At 67.8% G+C, this 20,895-nt stretch carries 20 protein-coding genes; 12 read left to right on the top strand and 8 right to left on the bottom strand.

Annotation, left to right across the window (positions count from 1 at the left end; translation table 11 throughout):
* Positions 1-29 precede the first annotated feature (29 nt).
* Complete coding sequence (locus HWX08_RS31505; protein ID WP_069260724.1) at positions 30-1,211, bottom strand: isovaleryl-CoA dehydrogenase; 1,182 nt, start codon at positions 1,209-1,211, stop codon at positions 30-32.
* A 170-nt stretch (positions 1,212-1,381) separates the two neighbouring features.
* Between HWX08_RS31505 and HWX08_RS31500 the strand changes: the two genes are divergently transcribed.
* Positions 1,382-2,128 carry a TetR/AcrR family transcriptional regulator gene (locus tag HWX08_RS31500; RefSeq protein ID WP_069260725.1) on the top strand — a complete coding sequence of 249 codons (747 nt, stop codon included), beginning with the start codon at positions 1,382-1,384 and terminating at the stop codon, positions 2,126-2,128.
* Between the two features lie 66 nt (positions 2,129-2,194).
* Here HWX08_RS31500 and HWX08_RS31495 read toward each other — a convergent pair whose 3' ends face one another.
* Positions 2,195-2,683 carry a MarR family winged helix-turn-helix transcriptional regulator gene (locus HWX08_RS31495; RefSeq protein ID WP_039339640.1) on the bottom strand — a complete coding sequence of 163 codons (489 nt, stop codon included), beginning with the start codon at positions 2,681-2,683 and terminating at the stop codon, positions 2,195-2,197.
* A 199-nt stretch (positions 2,684-2,882) separates the two neighbouring features.
* Between HWX08_RS31495 and HWX08_RS31490 the strand changes: the two genes are divergently transcribed.
* The 5 genes from HWX08_RS31490 to HWX08_RS31470 all read left to right on the top strand — a co-directional run bounded on the left by HWX08_RS31490 (position 2,883) and on the right by HWX08_RS31470 (position 8,727).
* A complete protein-coding gene (locus HWX08_RS31490) occupies positions 2,883-3,962 on the top strand; it encodes an aromatic ring-hydroxylating oxygenase subunit alpha (RefSeq protein WP_174921875.1) in 1,080 nt (359 codons plus the stop codon).
* Positions 3,959-4,924, top strand: a complete 966-nt coding sequence (locus tag HWX08_RS31485; protein WP_174921841.1) for a PDR/VanB family oxidoreductase — start codon at positions 3,959-3,961, stop codon at positions 4,922-4,924. Before HWX08_RS31490 ends, HWX08_RS31485 begins: the two co-directional genes overlap by 4 nt.
* Before the next feature lie 48 nt (positions 4,925-4,972).
* Positions 4,973-6,034 (top strand): aromatic ring-hydroxylating oxygenase subunit alpha, encoded by a 1,062-nt coding sequence (locus tag HWX08_RS31480; protein WP_174921840.1) that lies wholly within the window; start codon positions 4,973-4,975, stop codon positions 6,032-6,034.
* A 155-nt stretch (positions 6,035-6,189) separates the two neighbouring features.
* Positions 6,190-7,533 (top strand): MFS transporter, encoded by a 1,344-nt coding sequence (locus HWX08_RS31475; protein WP_174921839.1) that lies wholly within the window; start codon positions 6,190-6,192, stop codon positions 7,531-7,533.
* A gap of 99 nt (positions 7,534-7,632) precedes the next feature.
* A complete protein-coding gene (locus HWX08_RS31470) occupies positions 7,633-8,727 on the top strand; it encodes a porin (RefSeq protein ID WP_174921838.1) in 1,095 nt (364 codons plus the stop codon).
* 24 nt (positions 8,728-8,751) lie between these two features.
* Here HWX08_RS31470 and HWX08_RS31465 read toward each other — a convergent pair whose 3' ends face one another.
* Positions 8,752-9,198, bottom strand: coding sequence for a hypothetical protein (locus tag HWX08_RS31465; protein ID WP_174921837.1), 447 nt, complete (start codon positions 9,196-9,198; stop codon positions 8,752-8,754).
* A 417-nt stretch (positions 9,199-9,615) separates the two neighbouring features.
* On the opposite strand from HWX08_RS31465, the gene HWX08_RS31460 reads away from it, so the two are divergent.
* Positions 9,616-11,805, top strand: coding sequence for a TonB-dependent siderophore receptor (locus tag HWX08_RS31460; protein ID WP_174921836.1), 2,190 nt, complete (start codon positions 9,616-9,618; stop codon positions 11,803-11,805).
* A gap of 114 nt (positions 11,806-11,919) precedes the next feature.
* Here the strand turns inward: HWX08_RS31460 and HWX08_RS31455 are convergent, their stop codons facing one another.
* The gene (locus HWX08_RS31455; RefSeq protein WP_174921835.1) at positions 11,920-13,842 is read right to left on the bottom strand and encodes an SMP-30/gluconolactonase/LRE family protein; all 1,923 of its coding nucleotides are present in this window, start codon (positions 13,840-13,842) and stop codon (positions 11,920-11,922) included.
* A gap of 59 nt (positions 13,843-13,901) precedes the next feature.
* On the opposite strand from HWX08_RS31455, the gene HWX08_RS31450 reads away from it, so the two are divergent.
* On the top strand, positions 13,902-14,162 hold the full coding sequence (locus tag HWX08_RS31450; RefSeq protein WP_174921834.1) for a hypothetical protein: 261 nt from the start codon (positions 13,902-13,904) through the stop codon (positions 14,160-14,162).
* Here the strand turns inward: HWX08_RS31450 and HWX08_RS31445 are convergent.
* Positions 14,154-14,303: a hypothetical protein gene (locus HWX08_RS31445; protein ID WP_174921833.1), complete on the bottom strand. Its 150-nt coding sequence runs from the start codon at positions 14,301-14,303 to the stop codon at positions 14,154-14,156. The two genes, HWX08_RS31450 and HWX08_RS31445, sit on opposite strands and share 9 nt — an antisense overlap.
* 100 nt (positions 14,304-14,403) lie before the next feature.
* Entirely contained in the window at positions 14,404-15,597 is a 1,194-nt protein-coding gene (locus HWX08_RS31440) for a porin (RefSeq protein ID WP_174921832.1), read from the bottom strand.
* Positions 15,598-15,901: 304 nt separating this feature from the next.
* On the opposite strand from HWX08_RS31440, the gene HWX08_RS31435 reads away from it, so the two are divergent.
* The 4 genes from HWX08_RS31435 to HWX08_RS31420 all read left to right on the top strand — a co-directional run bounded on the left by HWX08_RS31435 (position 15,902) and on the right by HWX08_RS31420 (position 18,588).
* Positions 15,902-16,534 carry a LysE family translocator gene (locus tag HWX08_RS31435; RefSeq protein WP_069260733.1) on the top strand — a complete coding sequence of 211 codons (633 nt, stop codon included), beginning with the start codon at positions 15,902-15,904 and terminating at the stop codon, positions 16,532-16,534.
* 12 nt (positions 16,535-16,546) lie between these two features.
* On the top strand, positions 16,547-17,083 hold the full coding sequence (locus HWX08_RS31430; protein WP_069261240.1) for a GNAT family N-acetyltransferase: 537 nt from the start codon (positions 16,547-16,549) through the stop codon (positions 17,081-17,083).
* A 109-nt stretch (positions 17,084-17,192) separates the two neighbouring features.
* Positions 17,193-17,927 carry a metallophosphoesterase family protein gene (locus tag HWX08_RS31425; protein ID WP_174921831.1) on the top strand — a complete coding sequence of 245 codons (735 nt, stop codon included), beginning with the start codon at positions 17,193-17,195 and terminating at the stop codon, positions 17,925-17,927.
* 49 nt (positions 17,928-17,976) lie between these two features.
* Positions 17,977-18,588 (top strand): alpha/beta fold hydrolase, encoded by a 612-nt coding sequence (locus HWX08_RS31420; RefSeq protein WP_174921830.1) that lies wholly within the window; start codon positions 17,977-17,979, stop codon positions 18,586-18,588.
* Between the two features lie 73 nt (positions 18,589-18,661).
* Here HWX08_RS31420 and HWX08_RS31415 read toward each other — a convergent pair whose 3' ends face one another.
* On the bottom strand, positions 18,662-19,984 hold the full coding sequence (locus HWX08_RS31415) for an ATP-binding protein (RefSeq protein ID WP_174921829.1): 1,323 nt from the start codon (positions 19,982-19,984) through the stop codon (positions 18,662-18,664).
* Positions 19,981-20,721, bottom strand: coding sequence for a response regulator (locus HWX08_RS31410; RefSeq protein WP_174921874.1), 741 nt, complete (start codon positions 20,719-20,721; stop codon positions 19,981-19,983). Before HWX08_RS31410 ends, HWX08_RS31415 begins: the two co-directional genes overlap by 4 nt.
* Positions 20,722-20,895: the final 174 nt, after the last annotated feature.

The raw sequence follows: 20,895 nt of genomic DNA, 5'->3' as shown, positions 1-20,895 counted from the left end.
ACGAGGCTCCGTTCGCGTGACGTGGGGCGTTACATCGTTTCCGCGAACAGCTCGCGGCCGATCAGCATCCGGCGGATCTCGCTCGTGCCGGCGCCGATCTCGTACAGCTTCGCATCGCGCCACAGGCGCCCGACCGGGTATTCGTTGATGTAGCCGTTGCCGCCGAGGATCTGGATCGCCTCGCCGGCCATCCACGTCGCCTTCTCGGCCGTGTAGAGGATCACGCCCGCGCAATCCTTGCGCACCTGGCGGAGGTGGTCGCTGCCCGCCGAATCGAGATGGCGGCCGACCGCGTACAGGTACGCCCGGCATGCCTGGAACGTGGTGTACATGTCGGCGACCTTGCCCTGGATCAGCTGGAATTCGCCGATCGCCTGGCCGAACTGCTTGCGGTCGTGGATATACGGCACCACCGCGTCGAGGCACGCGGCCATGATGCCCGTCGGGCCGCCCGACAGCACCGCGCGCTCGTAGTCGAGCCCGCTCATCAGCACCTTCACGCCGCCGTTGAGCTGGCCGAGGATGTTCTCCTCCGGCACCTCGACGTCCTGGAACACCAGCTCGCCCGTGTGCGAACCGCGCATGCCGAGCTTGTCGAGCTTCTGCGCGACCGAGAAGCCCTTCATGCCCTTCTCGACGATGAACGCGGTGATGCCGCGCGCATTCGCTTCGACGTCGGTCTTCGCGTAGACCACCAGCGTGTCGCAATCGGGGCCGTTGGTGATCCACATTTTCGTGCCGTTCAGCACGTAGCGGTCGCCGCGCTTGTCGGCGCGCAGCTTCATGCTGACGACGTCGGAGCCGGCGTTCGGCTCGCTCATCGCGAGCGCGCCGATGTGTTCGCCCGATACGAGCTTCGGCAGGTATTTGCGCTTCTGCGCGTCGGTGCCGTTGCGGTGGATCTGGTTCACGCACAGGTTCGAGTGCGCGCCGTACGACAGGCCGATCGACGCCGACGCGCGCGAGATCTCCTCCATCGCGACCATGTGCGCGGTGTAGCCCATGTTCGCGCCGCCGTACTCCTCGGCCACCGTCATGCCGAGCACGCCGAGATCGCCGAACTTCTTCCACAGATCCATCGGAAACTGGTCGGTGCGGTCGACCTCCGCCGCGCGCGGCGTGATTTCCTTCGCCGCGAACGTCGCGACGGCGTCGCGCAGCATCTCGATGTCTTCACCGAGCATGAATTGCACACCGGGCAGGTTGATCATGTCTCCTCCGTCTCCAGAAAGTGGGTGGCATTCACCGATTTCTGAGTTTCGCTCAAATCGAATGAATGCATCGATTCATTGACCAATACAGCGTAAATTTCGCACAGTTTCGCGCGTCGCCCGGTTCGGCGTCAATAGTTTTTTGAGTGACACTCAGATATCATGCGGGAATGACAGCCGAACCCGCCGACACCATGACCGCCACCGTCAAAGCCGACCGCGCCGACACGTCGCGCGCGCCCGCCGGGCGCAAATCCCAGCAACGCGTGCAGGACATTCTGCGCGCCGGCCGGGAAGTGTTCGCCGAAAAAGGTTACGAGCATGCGACGGCCGCCGAGATCGCGCAGCGCGTGGGGGTATCGGAGGCGACGGTGTTCAGCTACTTCCGCGGCAAGCGCGAGCTGTGCGCGCGTGTGATCGCGGATTGGTACGACGAAAACATCGCCGCGTTCGAGGAAGGGATGCCGCAGGACGCGTCGGTGCAGCAGCAGTTCGCGTTCATCGTGCGCACCCACCTGCGGCTGATGCTGGTGAACGGCACGGGCCTGTGCGCGCTGGTGCTGTCGGAAGGTCGCGCGAAGCAGCATGCGCTGAGCGACGAGCTCACCGCGCTGCAGCGCCGCTACACGGCGCCGCTGATGGACGTGCTCGCGCGCGGGCAGGCGGCCGGCCAGGTGCGCACCGACCTGCCGCTGAGCCTGCTGCGCTCGATGGTGTTCGGGCCGATCGAGCACGTGCTGTGGGACGCGATCCTCGGGCACCGCAAGCTCGATACGGAAACGACGGCCACGCAGCTCGTCGACATGCTGTGGGCCGCCGTGCAGCCGCCGGCGCCGGAACAGGCGGCGCTCGTGCGCTTCAGGAACGACGTAGCCGAAGCCGTGCGGCGGCTGGAAGGCGAAAGCACGCGCCGGTGACGCGCGGCGGCGGGCAGCACGCCCGCCCTCGGCGCCGCTTTGCCGCCGGCGCGGGATTCGAAGCGGCTATGACTCGTCGCCGACGCGCAGCGGCGCGCGGCTCTGCTCGTTGTTCAAATGGACGAACTTGCGCAACAGGCGCATCAGTTCCTGCGAATCGTCCTCTCCCATGCCGTCGAACAGGCCGGCACGCAGCTCCTTCACCGACGGAATCAGGTGCGTGAGCAGTTCGACGCCCGCCGGCGTCAGCAGCAGGCGGCGCTGACGCCGCGGCAGCACTTCGCGCACGATCAATCCTTTCGCCTCGAGCCGGACCGCGAGATCCGCGGTCGTCGACGTGTCGAGCGCGACCCGCTGCGCGAGCGTCACCTGATCGAGCCCCGGGCACTCGTAGAGCATCCGCAGCACCGCGTACTGCACCGGCGTCACGTCCCGGCCCAGCTTCTCGTAGAACATCGCAACCGCGATCTGGTGCGCGCGCCGGATCAGATGCCCGGGTTCGTCGTACAGATCGAGCGGGAAAACCGGCAGGTCGGCGGGATTGGTTTTTTCCATGAATGAGTCGATGACATAAGCGGCGCGTGCCGGTTGCACGCGCCGACGGCATGGCGCTGCCTCGCGCCATTTCCCGGGAAAACCAGTATACCGCCCGCCTTGCCCCAGCCAATCTCAATGAGTACACTGAATCTCATTCAGTACACGGAATGAAGAGATGCCGCGTACCGGCGGCATCGACCTGATGGAGACGACGAACGTGTTTCTCAAGAATGCTTGGTACGTGGCATGCACGCCCGATGAAATCGACGGCAAGCCGCTCGGCCGCAAGATCTGCAACGAATCGATGGTGTTTTACCGCGCGGCGGACGGCCAGGTCGCCGCGCTCGAGGATTTCTGCCCGCACCGCGGCGCACCGCTGTCGCTGGGATTCGTGCGCGACGGCGTGCTCGTGTGCGGCTATCACGGGCTGGAAATGGGCTGCAACGGCAAGACGGCCGGCATGCCGGGCCAGCGTGTCGGCGGGTTTCCGCCGATCCGCAGCTTCCCGGCGATCGAGCGGTACGGATTCATCTGGGTCTGGCCGGGCGACGCGTCGGCTGCCGATCCCGCCAAGCTGCCCGCGCTGGCGTGGGCCGAGGATCCGGCGTGGGCCCATGGCGGCGGCCTGTATCACATCCGGTGCGACTACCGGCTGATGATCGACAACCTGATGGATCTCACGCACGAGACCTACGTGCACGCATCGAGCATCGGCCAGAAGGAAATCGACGAAGCGGCGCCGAAGACCACCAGCCACGGCGACGAAGTCGTCACGAGCCGCTTCATGGAAAACGTGATGCCGCCGCCGTTCTGGCGGATGGCGCTGCGCGGCAACGGACTGGCCGACGACGTGCCGGTCGACCGCTGGCAGATCTGTCGCTTCTCGCCGCCGAGCCACGTGATGATCGAGGTCGGTGTCGCGCATGCGGGCCACGGCGGCTACGACGCACCGGCCGACCTGAAGGCGTCGTCGATCGTCGTCGATTTCATCACGCCCGAGACGGACACGTCGATCTGGTACTTCTGGGGGATGGCGCGCAACTTCCGGCCCGACGATCACGCACTGACCGCCGAGATCCGCGAAGGCCAGGGCAAGATCTTCGCCGAGGATCTCGAGATGCTCGAGCGCCAGCAGCTGAACCTCGACAAATGGCCGGACCGCAAGCTGCTCAAGCTCAACATCGACGCCGGCGGCGTGCTGTCGCGCAAGGTGATCGAGCGGCTGCTCGCCGACGAAAACGCATCGAGCCCGCAGCGGCCCGTGATCCCGGTCACGCCGATCTCGGAGGCATCGTGAGCGCCGCGACGCTGACGGTCCGCGTCGCCCGCAAGTGGCAGGAAGCGCGCGACATCTGCGGCTTCGAATTCGTCAGCGACGACGGTTCGCCGCTGCCGCGCTTCGACGCCGGCGCGCATATCGACGTGCATTTGCCGGGCGGCCTCGTGCGCCAATACTCGCTGTGCAATCACCCGGAACACGGCGATCGCTATCAGATCGCGGTGCTGCGCGATCCCGACGGTCGCGGCGGGTCGCGCGCCATTCACGACGAGATCCGGCAAGGCGATACCGTGCGGATCGGCGTGCCGCGCAATCAGTTCGCACTCGCCCCCGACGCGCCGCATCACCTGTTGCTCGCGGGCGGGATCGGCGTCACGCCGATTCTCTGCATGGCGGAACGGTTGTTCTCGTCGGGCGCCGCGTTCGACATGCACTACTGCGCGCGCTCGACCGACCGCATGGCCTTCGTCGAACGCATCGACGCGGCCGGGTTCCGCGATCGCACCCGCCTCCACGTCGACGACGGCGCGCCCGAGCAACGCTTCGACGTCGCCGCCGTGCTCGCCGCTGCGGCCGAAGGCACGCACCTGTACGTGTGCGGCCCGCGCGGCTTCATGGATGCGGTGCTGAACGCCGCGCGCGAGCGCGGCTGGGCCGACGACCGGCTGCACTATGAGTTCTTCGGCGGCGCGGTGGCGTCGTCGGGCTCGGACCGCGCGTTCCAGGTGCGGATCGCGAGCAGCGGCCAGGTGATCGACGTGCCGGCCGAATGCACGGTCATCGCGGCGCTGGCCGCGAACGGCGTCGACGTGCTGACGTCGTGCGAGCAAGGCGTCTGCGGCACGTGCGTGACGCGCGTGCTGCAAGGCGAGCCCGATCACCGCGATGCGTACCTGACCGACGACGAAAAAGCCGCCGGCGACCAGTTCATGCCCTGCTGCTCGCGAGCGCGAAGCGACCTGCTGGTACTCGATCTGTAGACGGACCGCCCGATACGCGGCGGCCAAGCACAATACTGGAGACGAACCATGGAACGACACGCCCGACCACCGTTTAATAGTACGAAATTTCCCGTCGACCGCTGGTGGGTCGCCGCGCTGTCGTCCGAGCTGACGGACCAACCCGTCGCCCGCACGCTGCTCGGCCATCCGGTCGTCCTGTTCCGGCTGCCGTCCGGGGAAGTCGGCGCGCTGGAGGATCGCTGCTGCCACAAGTCGCTGCCGCTGTCGTGCGGCTCGCTCGAAGCGCGCGGCCTGCGCTGCGGCTATCACGGGCTGCTGTTCGACCGCGGCGGTGCATGCGTGGAGATCCCCGGGCAAGACCGGATTCCGGCCAAGGCGTGCGTGTCGTCGTATCCGGTGCAGGAACAGGACGCGATCGTATGGATCTGGATCGGCGCCGACGCGCAGGCTCGACCGACCTGCGCGCCGCCGCGCTACGCGTTCCACGGCGATCCGCACTACCGGTTCGGCGGCGGCCGCTACCATTACGACGCGCCGTATCAACTGATACACGACAACCTGATGGACCTGAGCCACCTCGGTTACGTCCATCTGAAAACGATCGGCGGCAACGCGCCGCTGCACATGGGCGCGGAAACCCGCGTCAGCAGCGACGGCGACACGGTAACGCTGGTGCGCCGGATGCCGGATTCCGAGCCGCCGCCGACCTACACGGCCGCATGGCCGTTCGCGGCGCGCGTCGATCGCTGGCAGGAAATCGAGTTCCACGTGTCGCACATCCGGATCTGGACCGGCGCGATGGACGCCGGCACCGGCGCCCTGCACGATCCGGCGCGCGGCGGCTTTCACATGCGCGGCTTCCACGGCATCACGCCCGAGACGGAAACGACCACGCACTACTTCTGGACCGTCGCGACCAATCCGCAACACGACGTCGAGCGCGTCGCGCAAACGGTCATCGAGCAATCCGCGGCGACGTTCGACGAGGACAAGACCGTGATCGAAGCGCAATACCGGAATCAGTTGCGGTTTCCGGACGGTCGCCAGATCGACATTCACGTCGACGCGGGCCCCAATCGCGCGCGGCGCGTGATCGAACGGCTGCTGCGGCAACCCGAACCCGCGTGAGCATCGTGCCGGCCCGCCAGCGATGCGTGCCGGCCAACGCGGGTATTCCCGGGGATGCCCGCCAGCGCGCGCATTCACCTTTATCCCGTCCGCTGCCGCAGGCTTCTGGTCCATCCCTTTTGATTAGTCCTACTATTTTATGAAGGATCTTTGACGTGAGCGCACCTATCCGCAATACGATCGACGAATCCCCGATGAGCGCGTTCCAGACGATGGCGGTCACGGCCTGCATCGTGCTGAACATGCTCGACGGCTTCGACGTGCTGGCCGTCGCGTTCGCCGCGCCGCACCTCGCGGCCGAATGGAAACTGAGCGGCAAGGAAATCGGCCTGCTGCTGAGTGCCGGGCTGGCCGGCATGGGCGTGGGCTCCGTGCTGATCGCGCCGCTGGCCGACCGCGTCGGCCGCCGGCGCATCATCCTGCTCTGCCTCGCGGTGATCTCGTCCGGGATGCTCGCGTGCGCGGCCACCCACAGCACGCTGCAACTCGCGATCGCACGCGCGTATACGGGGCTCGGCATCGGCGGCATGCTGGCGAGCCTGACCGTCATCAGCGGCGAGTACGCATCGAACAAATGGCGCAGCGCCGCGATCGGCATGCAGTCGACCGGCTACGCGATCGGCGCCACCGCCGGCGGCGTCGTCGCCGGCTATCTGCTGTCGACGTGGGGATGGCGCAGCGTGTTCGCGTTCGGCGGCATCCTGACCTTGCTGTCGATCCCGATGGTGCTCGCGCTGCTGCCGGAATCGCTCGACTTCCTGCTGGCGAGGCGTCCGGACGACGCGCTGCAGAAAATCAACCGCATCCTCGCGAGAATGAAGCGCGCCCCGATCGACGCGCTGCCGGCCGCCGCCCTGTCCATCGACACGGCAAGCCCCGCGTCGGGCTGGACCGCCGTGCTGCGCGCGCCGCTCACGCGCCGCACGATCGCGTTGTGGGTCGCGTTCTTCCTCGTGATGGGCAGCTTCTACTTCGTCGTGAGCTGGACGCCGAAGCTGCTGGTCCAGGCCGGCCTGTCGGCATCGCAGGGCGTCACCGGCGGCGTCCTGCTCAACCTCGGCGGCATTGCGGGCGCATCGCTCTTCAGCCTGCTGTCGACGCGCTTCGGCCTGCGCAACTTGCTGGGCGCGACACTGCTGCTCGGCGGCGTGCTGATGGTCGTGTTCGGCGCGAACACGGGCTCGCTCGGCATCGGGATGACCGTCGCGGTGTTCCTCGGCGCCGTGATCAATGCGTGCGTGGCCGGCATGTATGCGCTGTCGCCGACGCCGTACCCCGCCGAAATCCGCACGACCGGCATCGGCCTCGCGGTCGGCATCGGCCGCCTCGGCGCGATCCTGTCGCCGATGACCGTCGGTGCGCTGCTGGACGACGGCTGGTCGGTGTCCCATCTCTATCTCGCGTTCCTCCTGCCGATGGCCGGCGCGGCAGTCGCCGTCACCCTGGTGGGTACGCGCACCGCGGCGCCGCACCGGCAACGCGACCCGGCGATGCCGTAACACGCGACGCCCGCAGTCTCGCCGACACCCGTCGGCCGCCCGGGATAGCCGAGTCAATAAAAAAATATCAGTACATCTACATACTGTTTGGAGACAGTCATGAAAACGAAACTGGGCGTCGCACTCGCGACGGCGATCGCGCTGGCCGGACCGGCCTGCGCGCAAAGCAGCGTCACGCTGTACGGGATCATCGATACCGGCGTGTCCTACTACAACAACGCCGCGCACGGCGGATCGTTCACGGGCATGCCGACGCTGACCGGCGAAGTGCCGTCACGGTGGGGGCTGAGAGGCACGGAGGATCTCGGCGGCGGCTACCAGGCATTCTTCGTGCTCGAAAACGGCTTCCAGCCCGGCACCGGCGCGCTGAACTACGGCGGGCGCCTGTTCGGGCGGCAGGCGAACGTCGGGGTGAACGGTCCGTTCGGCGCACTGACCCTCGGCCGCCAGATGAACATGTCGATGATCGTGCTGACCAATGCCGACGTGATCGGCCCGTCGATTCATTCGATGGCGGATTTCGATTCGTATCTGCCGAACGCGCGCAGCGACAATGCGATCGGCTACAAGGGCACGTTCCACGGCGTGACGCTCGGCGCCACCTACAGCTTCGGCCGCGATGCGGCCGGGCCGGCGGGGCCGTCGGCGACCGGCTGCGCCGGACAGGTGCCCGGCGACATCGTCGCCTGCCGCCAGTACACGGCGATGCTCGCATACGACGCGAGCAATTTCGGGCTCGCCGCGTCGCACGACGTGATGCGCGGCGGCGGCGGCGCGCTCGCGCCGCTGAACAATCCGGCGTACACCGACACGCGCGACATCGTCGCCGGTTACGTGAAGATCGGCCCCGCGAAACTGGGCGCCGGGTGGATCCGCCGCAACCTCGCGGCGGCCGAACACCTGCAGGCCGACATCGTATTTGCCGGCGGCACGTACTACGCGACGCCCTACCTCGCGCTCGACCTGCAGGGCGTACGCTACCTGCAACGCCGCGAAAACAGCGAAGGCGGCACGAACGCCACGCTGCTCGTCGGCCGCGCGAACTATTTCCTGTCGAAGCGGACGACCGTTTATACGTCGGTGGGCTACATGTTCAACAGCACGCTGGCCGCGAACGCGGTCGCCGCCGGCGGGACGGTCGGCACCGGGATGAATCAGCTCGGCGTGATGGCCGGCATCCAGCAGAAATTCTGAACGCGGGGCGGCGCCCGCGCCTGCTCAGTTCGCGAGCCGGCAATGCAATAGCTTCAACCCCGGCAGCACCGGCGCATCGACATAGCCCTCGTTCACGCAGCTGAAGCGGAACCCCGCCGACGTGACGAACGGCTTGATCTCGCCGCCGGGGAATTTCGGCTTCAGCGCAGCCTGGTCGGCCACGTCGAAATGCGTGTCGAACTGCTCGCCGTCGGCGGTCAGCGCGCCGAAGTACGTGCCGCCCGGGTCGCTGCCCATCCGGATCACGGCGCCGACGAACGCGAGGCGCTTGCCGTCGTATTTCGTCTTCGCGGCGGCCATGTCCTGTGTATACGCCTCGATCACGGCGCCGTAGTGCGCGTCGATCGCGGGTTCGGCGTCCGACGCGGCGCGGGCGGTCTGGTGAACGCCCGCCAGCATCGCGCAGGCGGCAAGCGCGGCCGCCGCGAACGGTGCGGAAATCTTTTTCATGGGTTGTCTCCCGTCAAGCGTGGTGGTTGAAGTCATGGAAGGCGGCGCGGCGCCGGCTGCCCGGCACGACGCCCGATGAATTCGCTTTCGTGGTTTTAGTCGTTCGAATGGCGGAACACGGCTGTGATGCCTTCACCACCCGCATGGTCGTGCGCGGTGCGCAGCGTCGCGCGAAACGCGATGTGACAGGAAGATGACATGGTGCGGCCCCCGGGCTCTCTCATTGAATTTCACTGCGTCTGATTTTGGCCGCTACGGTAGCAGACGGCCGACGGCCCGGCAACCAACGCCCGCCTGCCGCCGAACCTCTCATTACAATTGCAAATGATTCTCATTAAATGTATTATTCGCCTCTTGGTCGCCGCGAAACGCCGCGGCACGCGACACGATCCTTAGCATTCCTTTTCGCATCGATTCATGCCCTCCCGTCGAACGCCCCGCCGCGCCCGGACCTTGCGTCCGTGGCGCACGAGCCTGCCTGCCCTCGTCACCCTGTGCGTCGCGAACGGCACGCATGCGTTCGCCGCCGAACCCGAGGCGGCAGAACCCACCGCCCCGGCGTCCGCCGCCGCGCCCGCCCCGTCGGCCGCGCGCGAACTCCCCGCCATCAGCGTCAGCGCATCGGCCACCGTCGATCCGACGGTCGGCTATCAGCCGCGCACCACGCGCATCGCGGGCGGCGACAACCGGTCGATCAAGGAGATTCCGCAATCGGTCGCGGTGGTCAGCAGCAGCGTGATGCAGGACCAGCAGGCACGCTCGCTCGACGACGTGCTCGGCAACGTCAGCGGCGTCACGCAGACGAACACGCTCGGCGGTACGCGCGACGCGTTCATCAAGCGCGGCTTCGGGTCGAACAACGACGGCTCCGTGCTCGTCGACGGCGTGCGCACGCCGGTACTGCACAGCTATCTCGCGACGATCGACCGCGTCGAAGTGCTGAAGGGCCCGGCGTCACTGCTGTACGGGATGCAGGACCCGGGCGGCGTGATCAACCTCGTCACGCGCAAGCCGGAAGACACGTTCGGCGGCTCGATTTCCGCGTCGCGCACGAGTCACGGCGGCAGCAGCGCGACGTTCGATCTCACCGGCCCGCTCGGCAAGCCGGGCCAGGTCGCGGGCGGCACGCTCGCGTTCCGGCTGACCGGCGAATACGACACGAGCCGCTACTGGCGCAGCTTCGGCCGCCAACGCGACGCGCTGATCGCGCCCGCGCTGTCGTGGCACGACGCGAACACGTCGATCGACGTCAGCTACCAGTACGTCGACTACACGACGCCGTTCGATCGCGGCACCGTGCTCGTGAATGGCCAGCTCGACGATGCGCTGCGCTATCGCCGCTACGAGCAAGCGTGGTCGCAGAGCAGCGGCATCCAGGAAACGCTGCGCGCGCGCATCGAGCACCGCTTCTCCGACGCGTGGCGCGTGCGTGCGACCTACGGCTGGGGCCGCGATCGCTACGACCAGTACATCACCCGCGCCACCGCGTTCAACAGCACGACCGGCGCACTGACGCGCTCGTCCGATGCGAACCTCGGGCGCAACGATTCCGACCAGATCGCGACGCTCGGCCTGCTCGGCAACGTGACGCTCGCCGGAATGAACCACGCGATTTACGTCGGCGGCGAATACGAGCGGCAGCGCAGCTTCCGCGGCGACACGATCCGCGGCAAGGCGACGACCGGGTTCAATCTCTACGATCCCGTGTACGGCCTGCTCGCGCCGGGCGGCACGCCCAACCCGAAGCAAAGCGATTCGCGCTCGGTCGTGCATGCGTATTCGACGATCGTGCAGGATTCGGTGAAGCTCACCGACCGCCTCACCGCGGTGGGCGGGCTGCGCTGGGAAAACTGGCAGCAGGAATCGGGGATGGGCCGACCGTTCGTGTTCGCCGACCGCTCGCACGGCAGCGTGTGGCTGCCGCAGTTCGGGCTCGCGTATGCGCTCACGCCGGCGTTGACCGCCTACGCGAACGTGAGCCGCTCGTTCAAGCCGAACGTCGCCACGAACGTCGCCGCGCCGCTCGCGCCGGAATACGGACGCGTGCTCGAAGCCGGGCTGAAGTTCAGCCTGAAGCCGGCGATCACCGGCACGCTCGCGGTCTACCAGATCGACAAGCGCAACGTCGCGGTCACGGTGGGCGACCTCACGTCGACGATCGGCACCGCGCGCTCGCGCGGGATCGAGCTCGACGTCGCGGGGCAGATCACGCGCCACCTGAGCGTGATCGGCAGCTATGCGTATACGAACGCGACCGATCGCGACAGCAACACGCCGCTCGTCAACGTCGCGCGTCACACGGGCAGCCTGTTCGCGGTATACGACACCGCGATCGCGAACCTGCCCGGCCGCTGGCGCTTCGGCGGCGGCGCACGGCTCGTCGGCACACGCTCCGGCGACACCGCGAACAGCTTCACGCTGCCCGGCTACGTGACCGTCGACGCGTTCGCGGCCTACGAAACGACGATCGGCAAGTTCCCGACACGCTTTCAACTCAACGTGAAGAACCTGCTCGACAAGACCTACTACCCGTCGAGCAACAACAACCTGATCATCGCGGTCGGCGAGCCGCGGCTCGTCACGCTCACGACGACGGTGTCGTTCTGATGGCCTGATGCGTGCATGGGCCGGCCGGTAAGCGGCGGCTCACGCGCACCTTCCGCGTGGGCCGCCGCGCATCAGGCGCAGCGGCGCCCGCGTCGCGAGCATTTGCGGCACGCATCACGGACGCCAGCGATACACGATCATGCTGGTGCCGTTGTAGTTGTCCTTCGTGATCACGTATTCGCCGGTCGAGCGCAGGTACGCGCGGATCCCGTACATCGAGTCGACGTCGTTGCCGACGTCCATCGCCGACGTGTTCGAGTTGGTCAGCGTGGCGACGAGCGCGCCCGTGTCGAGATCGAACACGTCGACGTTCGGCACGGTGTGCACGTAGCCGACGAACAGGTAATGCCCGGCCGCCGCGATCGACTTCGGGTTCGCGCTGGTCAGGTTGATCACCGGGCTCGGCGCGTTCGTGTTGCCGCTCTTCCAGCCGTGATAGACCTCGATGTGCCCGTTCATCGCGGTCCAGTCCCAGTTGCCCGCGAGGCCCTGCGCGAGAATCATCGTGTCGCTGTCCGACTGGTAGACGATGCGCGCAGTCGGCGCCACGGTGCTCGGCACGGGCGTCGTGGTCGCGCGGCCCCACGACGGCTTGCCGGTCGCGTCGAAGCCCGTCATCGGGTAACGCGCGATCACGTTCGAACCGTTCAGCCCGGCCCACACGTCGCCGTTGCCGTCGATGTCGAAACCGGCCGTGACCTGCAGCGTCGTGTTGAACGGCTTGCCCGGCAGCGAGCCGGCCGGATTCGCGATATAGCCGGTCGCCGGCGTGAAGTAGTAGAAATTGAAGTTGCCGGGGTTCTGGCCCGACGCGACGAGAATCCGGTTGCCGCCGACCGTCACGAGCTGGCCGAAGTGCTGGCCGCGCTGGTAGTCGTTCATGTCGAGGCGCGGGTCTTTCGGATAGGCGAGCGGATCGACCGTGTTCGCGACGAACGTGCCGCCCGCCGTGCCCGTGTACACGTTGTTGCCGCTGTAGAAGAAGGCGCCGTCCGTCGCCGGGTCGGGTGCGGCGATCGACTCGAAGTTCAGCGCCTGCAGCTTCCATTGCAGCACGCCCGTCGGGCTGTACGCGTGCAGGTCGGTGCTGCCGTTGCGCCCGAGATCCCAGCCGCCGCCCCACGCGTTGTTGAGCACGTACAGGTTGCCGCCCGAATCCTTGCCGATGCCGACCACGCGTGTGAAGCGCTTGTCGCCCACCTGCCCCTTGATACCCGTGGTCGTGTCGAGATAGCCGCCCTGCACGCCGAACGTGCCGATCTGCTGCGGCGAGCCGGCGAGGCTGTAGATCTTGATGTTCATGTCAGGGCCCTGGTCGCCCACCAGCAACTGCCCCGTCGACGCGTCGAAATAGACCGCCGACGGCCGCGCGCCGGCCGCCATCTGGATCGTGTTCATCAGCGTGCCGGTCGCGCTGTACTGCACGACCACGCCCGCACTCATGCGTGCGACCCACAGGTTGCCCGCCGCATCGAGCGCCAGTGCGCCCGGCCCGGTCACGCCGATGTCGCGCTGCCAGACGCCGTCGGTCGTATAGACGCGCACGCGGTTGCCGTAGAAGTCGCTCGCGTACAGCAGGTTGCCGGCCGTTGCGAGGCCGGTGATCACGTCCGGGTTCGGGAGGCCCGTCCACGTGCTGACCGGGATGCGCAGGTCGCGCTGGTTCGTGCCGCGGTTGTAGCGGCCCACCGAGCCGCTGCCGAAGTTGCGGTTGTAGCCGAGCGCGACGAAGATCGACGTCGCGTTGCCGGTGATCGCGCCGCCCTGGAATTCGTCGTGGATGCCGATCGTGCCCATCGTCTGGCCGTTCTGGTAGAGCGCGACGCCGCCCGCGTTCTCGTCCCAGCGCGACGCCGTGTAAATCACACCCTCGGGCGCGACCCACATCGAGCGCGCGGCATTGCCCACGTGCTGGGCCAGCGTGCCGTACGTGTTCGCGAGCCAGTCGGTCGAATATTGCGCCTGTGCGTAACTCGCCTGCGCCAGTACCGCGATGCACATTCCCAGCAACACCGCCCGAATTTGTTTCATTGACATGAATAATGCTCCCGAACGTTCAATGGTCGACACTGTAAATCGCCGCGTATGAATAATTGGTGATTCCGAATAAAACGCATTCGCCGTCACCGCCCATTATTCACCGCGCTCTTTTTTGCCGTCCGGCGCTTTCCGTCAATGATGCCCCAACCCGTTCACTGCGCCGCAGCGACGTGCCGGCCGCACGATTCCGGCGCCTTTTCCCCGGCATTTTCTTCCGGATTGTTAAATACGAATGCGTCATTTTTTCTGAAACATCCGCACTCCCTTTTTCATTCCCGGAAAACAGGCAAAATGATTACAAATCGAAATTAAAATGAAAGAGAAAAAATATTGTCCGGCGCAATCGCGTCGTCGCGATTCGGCGCAGCGGCATGCAGCGGGAGGAAGGGAGAGAAAGCGGGAAACGGCGGGGAAAGCCGCGCACCGGTCGTACCGGCGCGCGGGCGCGATCGGGTCATGTCGTCTCCGCGAAGAATGGAGGCGACAGCATAGGTACAGGCATGCAACGTCGCCGGCATCGGCTGCCGGCAACGTTGCGTCCGCAACGATCTCTGCGCGTCAGAACTTCTGGCGCAGGCCGAGGCTGACGATGGCCTGCGAGCGCGAGTCGGACGAATGGCCGTTCGCCTTGTCGGACACCGACGCGGTCGCGGCCACCGGCCGGCCGAGCGCGTCGAGCGTCATGCCCGATGCGTGCTGGTACGCGCCGAGCAGATACACGCTGGTGCGCTTCGACAGGTCGTACACGGCGCCGAGCGTGACGTTGTGATACTGCGCACGGTCGTCCACGCCGTCGACATCGCTGCCGCGCGTGTAGCTGTAGCCCGCGAACAACTGCGTCTGCGGGCGCACGTTCCAGCGCGTGAACACGCCCGCGACGTTGAACGTCGCGTGGCCGGTAAACAGCGACTGGCCGCCGCTGCGGTACTGCACGTTGCTGTAGTTCACGCCGACGACGGCCGGCCCGAAGTCGTAGGTCGCACCGGTCGCGATCACCTGCTGCGATTGCGCGCTCGCATAGCCTTCGTTGATCGACGAGTTGAACAGCCCGTCGTCGGTGCTCTGCCATTTGCCGGTGGTCGGGTCGGTCGCGCCCGTCTTGCTGTTGTCCGACCGCTCGTAGCCGACGCCGACGCGCAGCGGGCCCGCCGCGTACGCCGCGCCGACGCTCCACGTATTGCGCTGCTTCATGCTGCCCGGCTGGCCGCCGAAGCCGTATAGCGCGCCGAACGTGAAGCCCGAATAGCTGGCGCTCGTGTACTTGATCGAGCTGTCGACGCGGGCGGTCTGGTCGAGGTCGTCGATGTCGCCCGGGTGCGCGCCGAAGCCGCCGATGAACGACGACGGGCCGACCGGGCTCACGAAGTCGTCGAGCGACGTGTACTGGCGGCCGAGCGTGACCGTGCCGTAGCGGTCGCTGCCGAGGCCGACGAACGCCTGGCGGCCGAACTGACGGCCGCCCTGGCCGGACGTGCCGTTCGTGATGTCGAAACCGTTCTCGAGAACGAACAGCGCGCGCATCCCGCCGCCGAGATCCTCGGAACCCTTGATGCCCCAGCGGCTGCCGGACAGGTTGCCGGTCGTCAGCCCGACACTCGAATGGCCGGTGTACGCGCCCGCGGCACCCACCCGCTCGTTGCTGCGATAGGTGACGCCCGCATCGACGATGCCGTACAGCGTCACGGAGCTTTGCGCGGCGGCGATGCCCGCGAACGAGAGCAGCAGCGGCGCTGCGATCAGTTGCTTGTTCATGGTTGTATGTCTCCGGGCGGTGAACCCGTTGTTCTGGCTGTCGGTTGCGAGTAGCGCGCGGGCGGCGAGGTCCGTCGGCGGTGCGAGGCCGGCGGCGTCCGCGCGCGACGGCGCGGCGGGCATGCCCGCTGCGGCCGCCATGGTAGATGGAACCGGTTTCGGTCGAAAGCGGAATAATGAAAACAGTTTCTTGCCAAAATCGAGATAGTCGACGGGCGGCCGCGTGCACGGTGCGGCGCGCCTGTACACGCCGGGCGGGCGCAGCCGATAATCGACCGCGTACCGTCCCGTCGGGAGCGCCTTCATGCATCCAGCCACCCTGCTGATCTTCGCCGCCGTCGCGTTCGTCGGCATCGCGACACCCGGCCCGACCGTGCTGCTCGCGCTGACCAACGGCTCGCGCTACGGCGTGCGCCGCGCGGCCTACGGCTTCGCGGGCGCGATGCTGTCCGATGTCGTGCTGATCGTCGCGGTCGCCCTCGGCCTCGGCGCGCTGCTGATGGCGTCGGCGTTCTGGTTCTCGGTGGTGAAGTGGGTCGGCGCCGCGTACCTCGCCTACGTCGGCATCCGGCTGCTGATGTCGAAGGGTTCGCTCGACGTCGCCGCCGCGCACGACGGCACGGCAACCGGGCGCAATGCGTCGATCTTCGCGAAGAGCTTCGTCACGGCGGTGACGAACCCGAAGGGCTATCTGTTCTTCTCCGCGTTCCTGCCGCAGTTCCTCGATCCGTCCGCGCCGCTTGCGCCGCAATACGTCGCGCTCGCGATCACGTTCGCGCTGCTCGACGGCGCGGTGATGTTCGGCTACGCGCTGCTCGGCGCACGTGCGGTGCGGCTGCTCGAGCGCGCGGGTGCGCTGTGGCTCGAACGCACGTGCGGCGCGATGCTGGTCGCGCTCGCCGGGTCGCTGGCGCTGTACCGGCGTCATCCCGCATAGGCGCGGATGCCGATGCGAATCGCCAACCCGCCCCGCTCAGGCTTTCCCGGCCTGTCGCTTCGCCAGCTCGAACGCGCCGACCTCGACGCGTGGTACGCGTACCTGACGAACCCCGATGTCTTCCGCCACACGAGCTGGAACCTGCGCTCGCCCGACGATCTGCTGCCGCTGTTCGACACCATCGAATCGGCCGACCCGGATTCGGTGCGCCGTCTCGCCGTGATCGACGACGCATCGGGCGAGCTCGCCGGGACGATCGGCCTGCATACCGTGTCGACCGTGAACCGCTCGGCGGAGATCGCATACGATCTCGCGCCGTCGCACTGGGGGCGCGGCGTCGCGAGCGCGCTGTGCGCGGCCGTCACCGCGTGGGCGTTCGCCGACGGCGGCTTCATCCGCGTGCAGGGTGTCGTGCTGACCAGCAACGCAGGCTCCGCGCGCGTACTGCAGAAGTGCGGCTATCGCTACGAAGGGCTGTTGCGCGCATACAGGATGGTGCGCGGCACGCCGGGCGATTTCGCGATGTACGCGCGCCTCGCGACCGACTGACGCGCCGTCCACGGCTGCGCGCCGGACCGCTCGCGGCTTCGCATGCGCGCGATTGGACGGCCCGCGCCGAATTGGCGACAATCGCCGTTCCGTTCCCCGCCGATCCGTCATGAAAATCGCCGCGCTGTCCGACATCCACGGCAACCTCGCCGCGCTCGACGCGGTGCTCGACGACATCCGCCGTCGCGGCGCCGACGTGATCGTCAATCTCGGCGACATCCTGTCGGGCGCGCTCCATCCGCCCGAAACGGCCGACCGCCTGATCGCGCTCGACCTGCCGACGATCAAGGGCAATCACGAACGACAACTGCTCGCCGGCGATCGCGAATCGATGCGGCTGTCGGATCGCTGGGCGCACGACACGCTGCGCGCCGATCATTTCGACTGGATCGCCGCGCTGCCCGCCCGCATGACGCTCGACGGCGACGTGCTGATGGTGCACGGCACGCCGAACAGCGACCTCGTCTATTTCCTCGAAACGGTCACGCCCGACGGCTGCCGCGCGGCCACGCCCGATGAAATCGCGCAGCGCGCGGGCGACGAGCGGGCATCGCTGATCCTGTGCGGCCACACGCATCTCCCGCGCACGGCCAGGCTCGACGACGGCCGGCTGATCGTCAACCCGGGCAGCGTCGGGCTGCAGGCGTACACCGACGACCTGCCGCATCCGCACCGCATCGAAACGGGCTCGCCGCATGCGCGCTACGCGATGGTGTCGCGCACGGCGGCCGGCTGGAACGTCGAATTTCACGCGGTCGAGTACGACTGGCACACGGCCGCCGCCACCGCGGCATCGCGCGGGCGCGACGACTGGACCGTCGCGCTGCGCACCGGCCGGTGCTGACGCACCCGCCTTGCACGCTACCCTTCATTCACCAGAAAACCGCGCCGCCATGCCCGTTCCGTCGCAACTGCTCTTCCTGCCCGGTGCATCGGGCAGCACCGCCTTCTGGCAACCGCTCGCCGGCCTGCTGGCGCATCCGGCCGAGCGCCGGATCGTCGGCTATCCGGGCTTCGGCGATACGCCGCGCGATCCGGCCGTCGACGATTTCGACAGCCTTGTGCGTCGTGTGCTCGACACGATCGACCGGCCCACCGCCGTGATCGCGCAATCGATGGGCGGCGTGATCGCGATGCGCGCGGCGCTCGACAAGCCCGAATGGATCACGCACCTCGTGCTGACGGTCACGTCCGGCGGTCTCGACATGGCAGCGCTCGGCGCGCAGGACTGGCGCGCCGGTTTCGCGCAAGCCAACCCGCAACTTCCCGACTGGTTCATGACGTTGCGTGCCGACTACTCACGGGAGATCGGCCGCATCGCGCAGCCGACACTGCTGCTGTGGGGCGACGACGATCCGATCAGCCCGGTCGCGGCCGGCCGGCGCCTGCTCGAACGGCTGCCCGATGCGCGGTTGCACGTCGTGCCGGGCGGCCGGCACGATCTCGCGGCCGTGCATGCAGCGACGCTCGCACCGCTCGTCGACGCGCATCTGCAGCGCGTGTGACGTCGCGCGCCCCGGTTTCGACGTCGGCATCCGCTTCGGCACGAACCTCGAACCGCGCCGCTCACGCCCCCGGTTACCCCGCATTGCGCAGCGTGAGCCGCGCCTCGAGCCCGCCGCCGTCGGGCCGGTTGTTCAGCGTGAGCGTGCCGCCCATCGCGAGCGCGAGCTGCTTCGCGATCGCGAGGCCGAGCCCCGTGCCGCCCGTCTCGCGGTTGCGCGACGTCTCCACGCGCCGGAACGGCTCGAACACCGCGTCGAGCTGATCGTCCGGAATGCCGGGCCCGCGGTCGAGCACCGCGATCACCGCGCCGCCGTCCGGCGCGGCGCGCACGTCGATCTCGGCCGCGCCGGCGAACTTCAGCGCGTTGTCGACGAGGTTGCCGACGATGCGGCGCAGCGCCTTCGGCCGCGTGACGAGCGCGAGCGGCGCGCGGCTATGGAGCGCGACGTCCTGCCCCGCATCCGTGTAGTCGCACACGATGCTGTCGAGCAGCGCGTCGACATCGATGCGGCGCGCGGCTTCCTCGGTGCCGTGCAGCGTCCGTGCATACGCGACGCCCTCCTTCACCAGATGCTCCATCTCGATCAGGTCCTGGCGCAGCTTCGCGCCCTGCACGTCGTCGTCCATCACGTCGACGCGCAACCGCATCCGCGTGATCGGCGTCTGCAGGTCGTGCGAGATCGACGCGAGAATCTGCATGCGCTCGGCCATGTACTGCGCGATGCGGTCCTGCATCGCGTTGAACGCGCGGGCGGCGCGCGCGACTTCCGACGGCCCGGTTTCGTTCAGCCGTTCGCCCTTCAGGTCCGGGCCGAGCGCATCGGCGGCCTGCGCGAGCTGCTTGAGCGGCCGCGTCGCGAGCCGCACCGCGAGCCAGCAGCACGCGGCCAGCACCGCGAGCTGCAGCACGAGCACGACCGGCAGCCAGCCCGACAGCGGCACCGTCGACATCGGATGGATGTCGATCGTCAGCGGCGAGCCGTCGGTCAGGCGCAGATGCACCTGCAGATGTTCGCCGTCGCCGGGGATCGCGTTCGCGGTCAGCGGGTAGTCGCCGCCGATGCCGTCGGAAATCGACCGCTCGACGCGCGCCGACAGCCGCGCCTCCGGCGGCGTGCCGGTCTCGCCGGGCCCGAGGATGAACGCATAGCTGCGCCGCGCGAGGCGCGGCAGCCACGCGGCCCGCTCGGCCGGCGGCAGGTGATCGAGCAGCGCGACCGAGCTCGCGACCTCGCGCTCGATGTAGCCCATCATCAGGTTGGTGGTCGCCTGGTCGCGCTCGGTGACGGTGAGCCAGAACGACAGCGTCTGCGCGAGCGCGAGGCCCACGCACAGGATCAGCGCGAGCCGCGCGAACAGCGAGCGCGGCCAGTGCCACGGCATGCGCGCGCTCATGGCGTACCGTCGACGGCGGTCACGGCCGACGAGAACACGTAGCCCTCGTTGCGCAGCGTCTTGATGTAGCGCGGCTCGCGCGCGCCGTCGCGCAGCCGCTGGCGCAGCCGGCTCACGAGCAGGTCGATCGACCGGTCGAACGGATCGGACTGCCGCCCCTGCGTGAGATTGAGCAACTGGTCGCGCGTCAGCACGCGCTGCGGGTGGTCGAGGAACACGCGCAGCAGCCGGTATTCGGCGCCGCTCAGCGCGACCAGCGTGCCTTCGGCGTCGAGCAGGTGGCGCCCGGTCGTGTCGAGCCGCCATTCGCCGAACGCGAGCATCTCCGCCGTTTCCGTCACCTGCATTCCCGGCGGCAGCATGCGCGCGCGGCGCAGCACCGAGCGGATCCGCGCGAGCAGTTCGCGCACCGCGAACGGCTTGGCCAGGTAATCGTCGGCGCCCATCTCGAGGCCGATGATGCGGTCGGTCTCCTCGCCGCGTGCGGTCAGCATCAGCACGGGCACCGTCCGGAACTTGCCCGCGCGCAGGTCGCGGCACAGCGTGAGGCCGTCCTCGCCGGGCAGCATCAGGTCGAGCACGATCAGGTCGGGCGCGCCGCCGTCCAGCACGTTGCGCATCTCGCGGCCGTTCGCGGCCAGCGACACGCGCATGCCGTTCTTTTCCAGATAATCCGCGATCAGTTCGCGGATCGCGCGATCGTCGTCGACGATCAGCACGTGGTCGATCTTGTCCATGTCGGTGTCGGGTTCGAGGTGGGCGGGCACGCGATGTCCGCTGTTATACCGCACGGCGGCCACGCGTTTGTATCTCAATGTATCGCGCCGCCGTGGCGACACACAACATTGCACACGCGCGGCCGGCCGGACACATCGCAGATACGTCGGCGCCGCCTAATGGGGCCTGTCGAA

Origin of the sequence: Burkholderia metallica (assembly GCF_902832845.1) — a bacterium.
GTDB lineage: Bacteria > Pseudomonadota > Gammaproteobacteria > Burkholderiales > Burkholderiaceae > Burkholderia > Burkholderia metallica.
The sequence above is the reverse complement of the archived record's forward strand: the minus strand, read 5'-3'. Positions and strand labels throughout refer to the sequence as shown.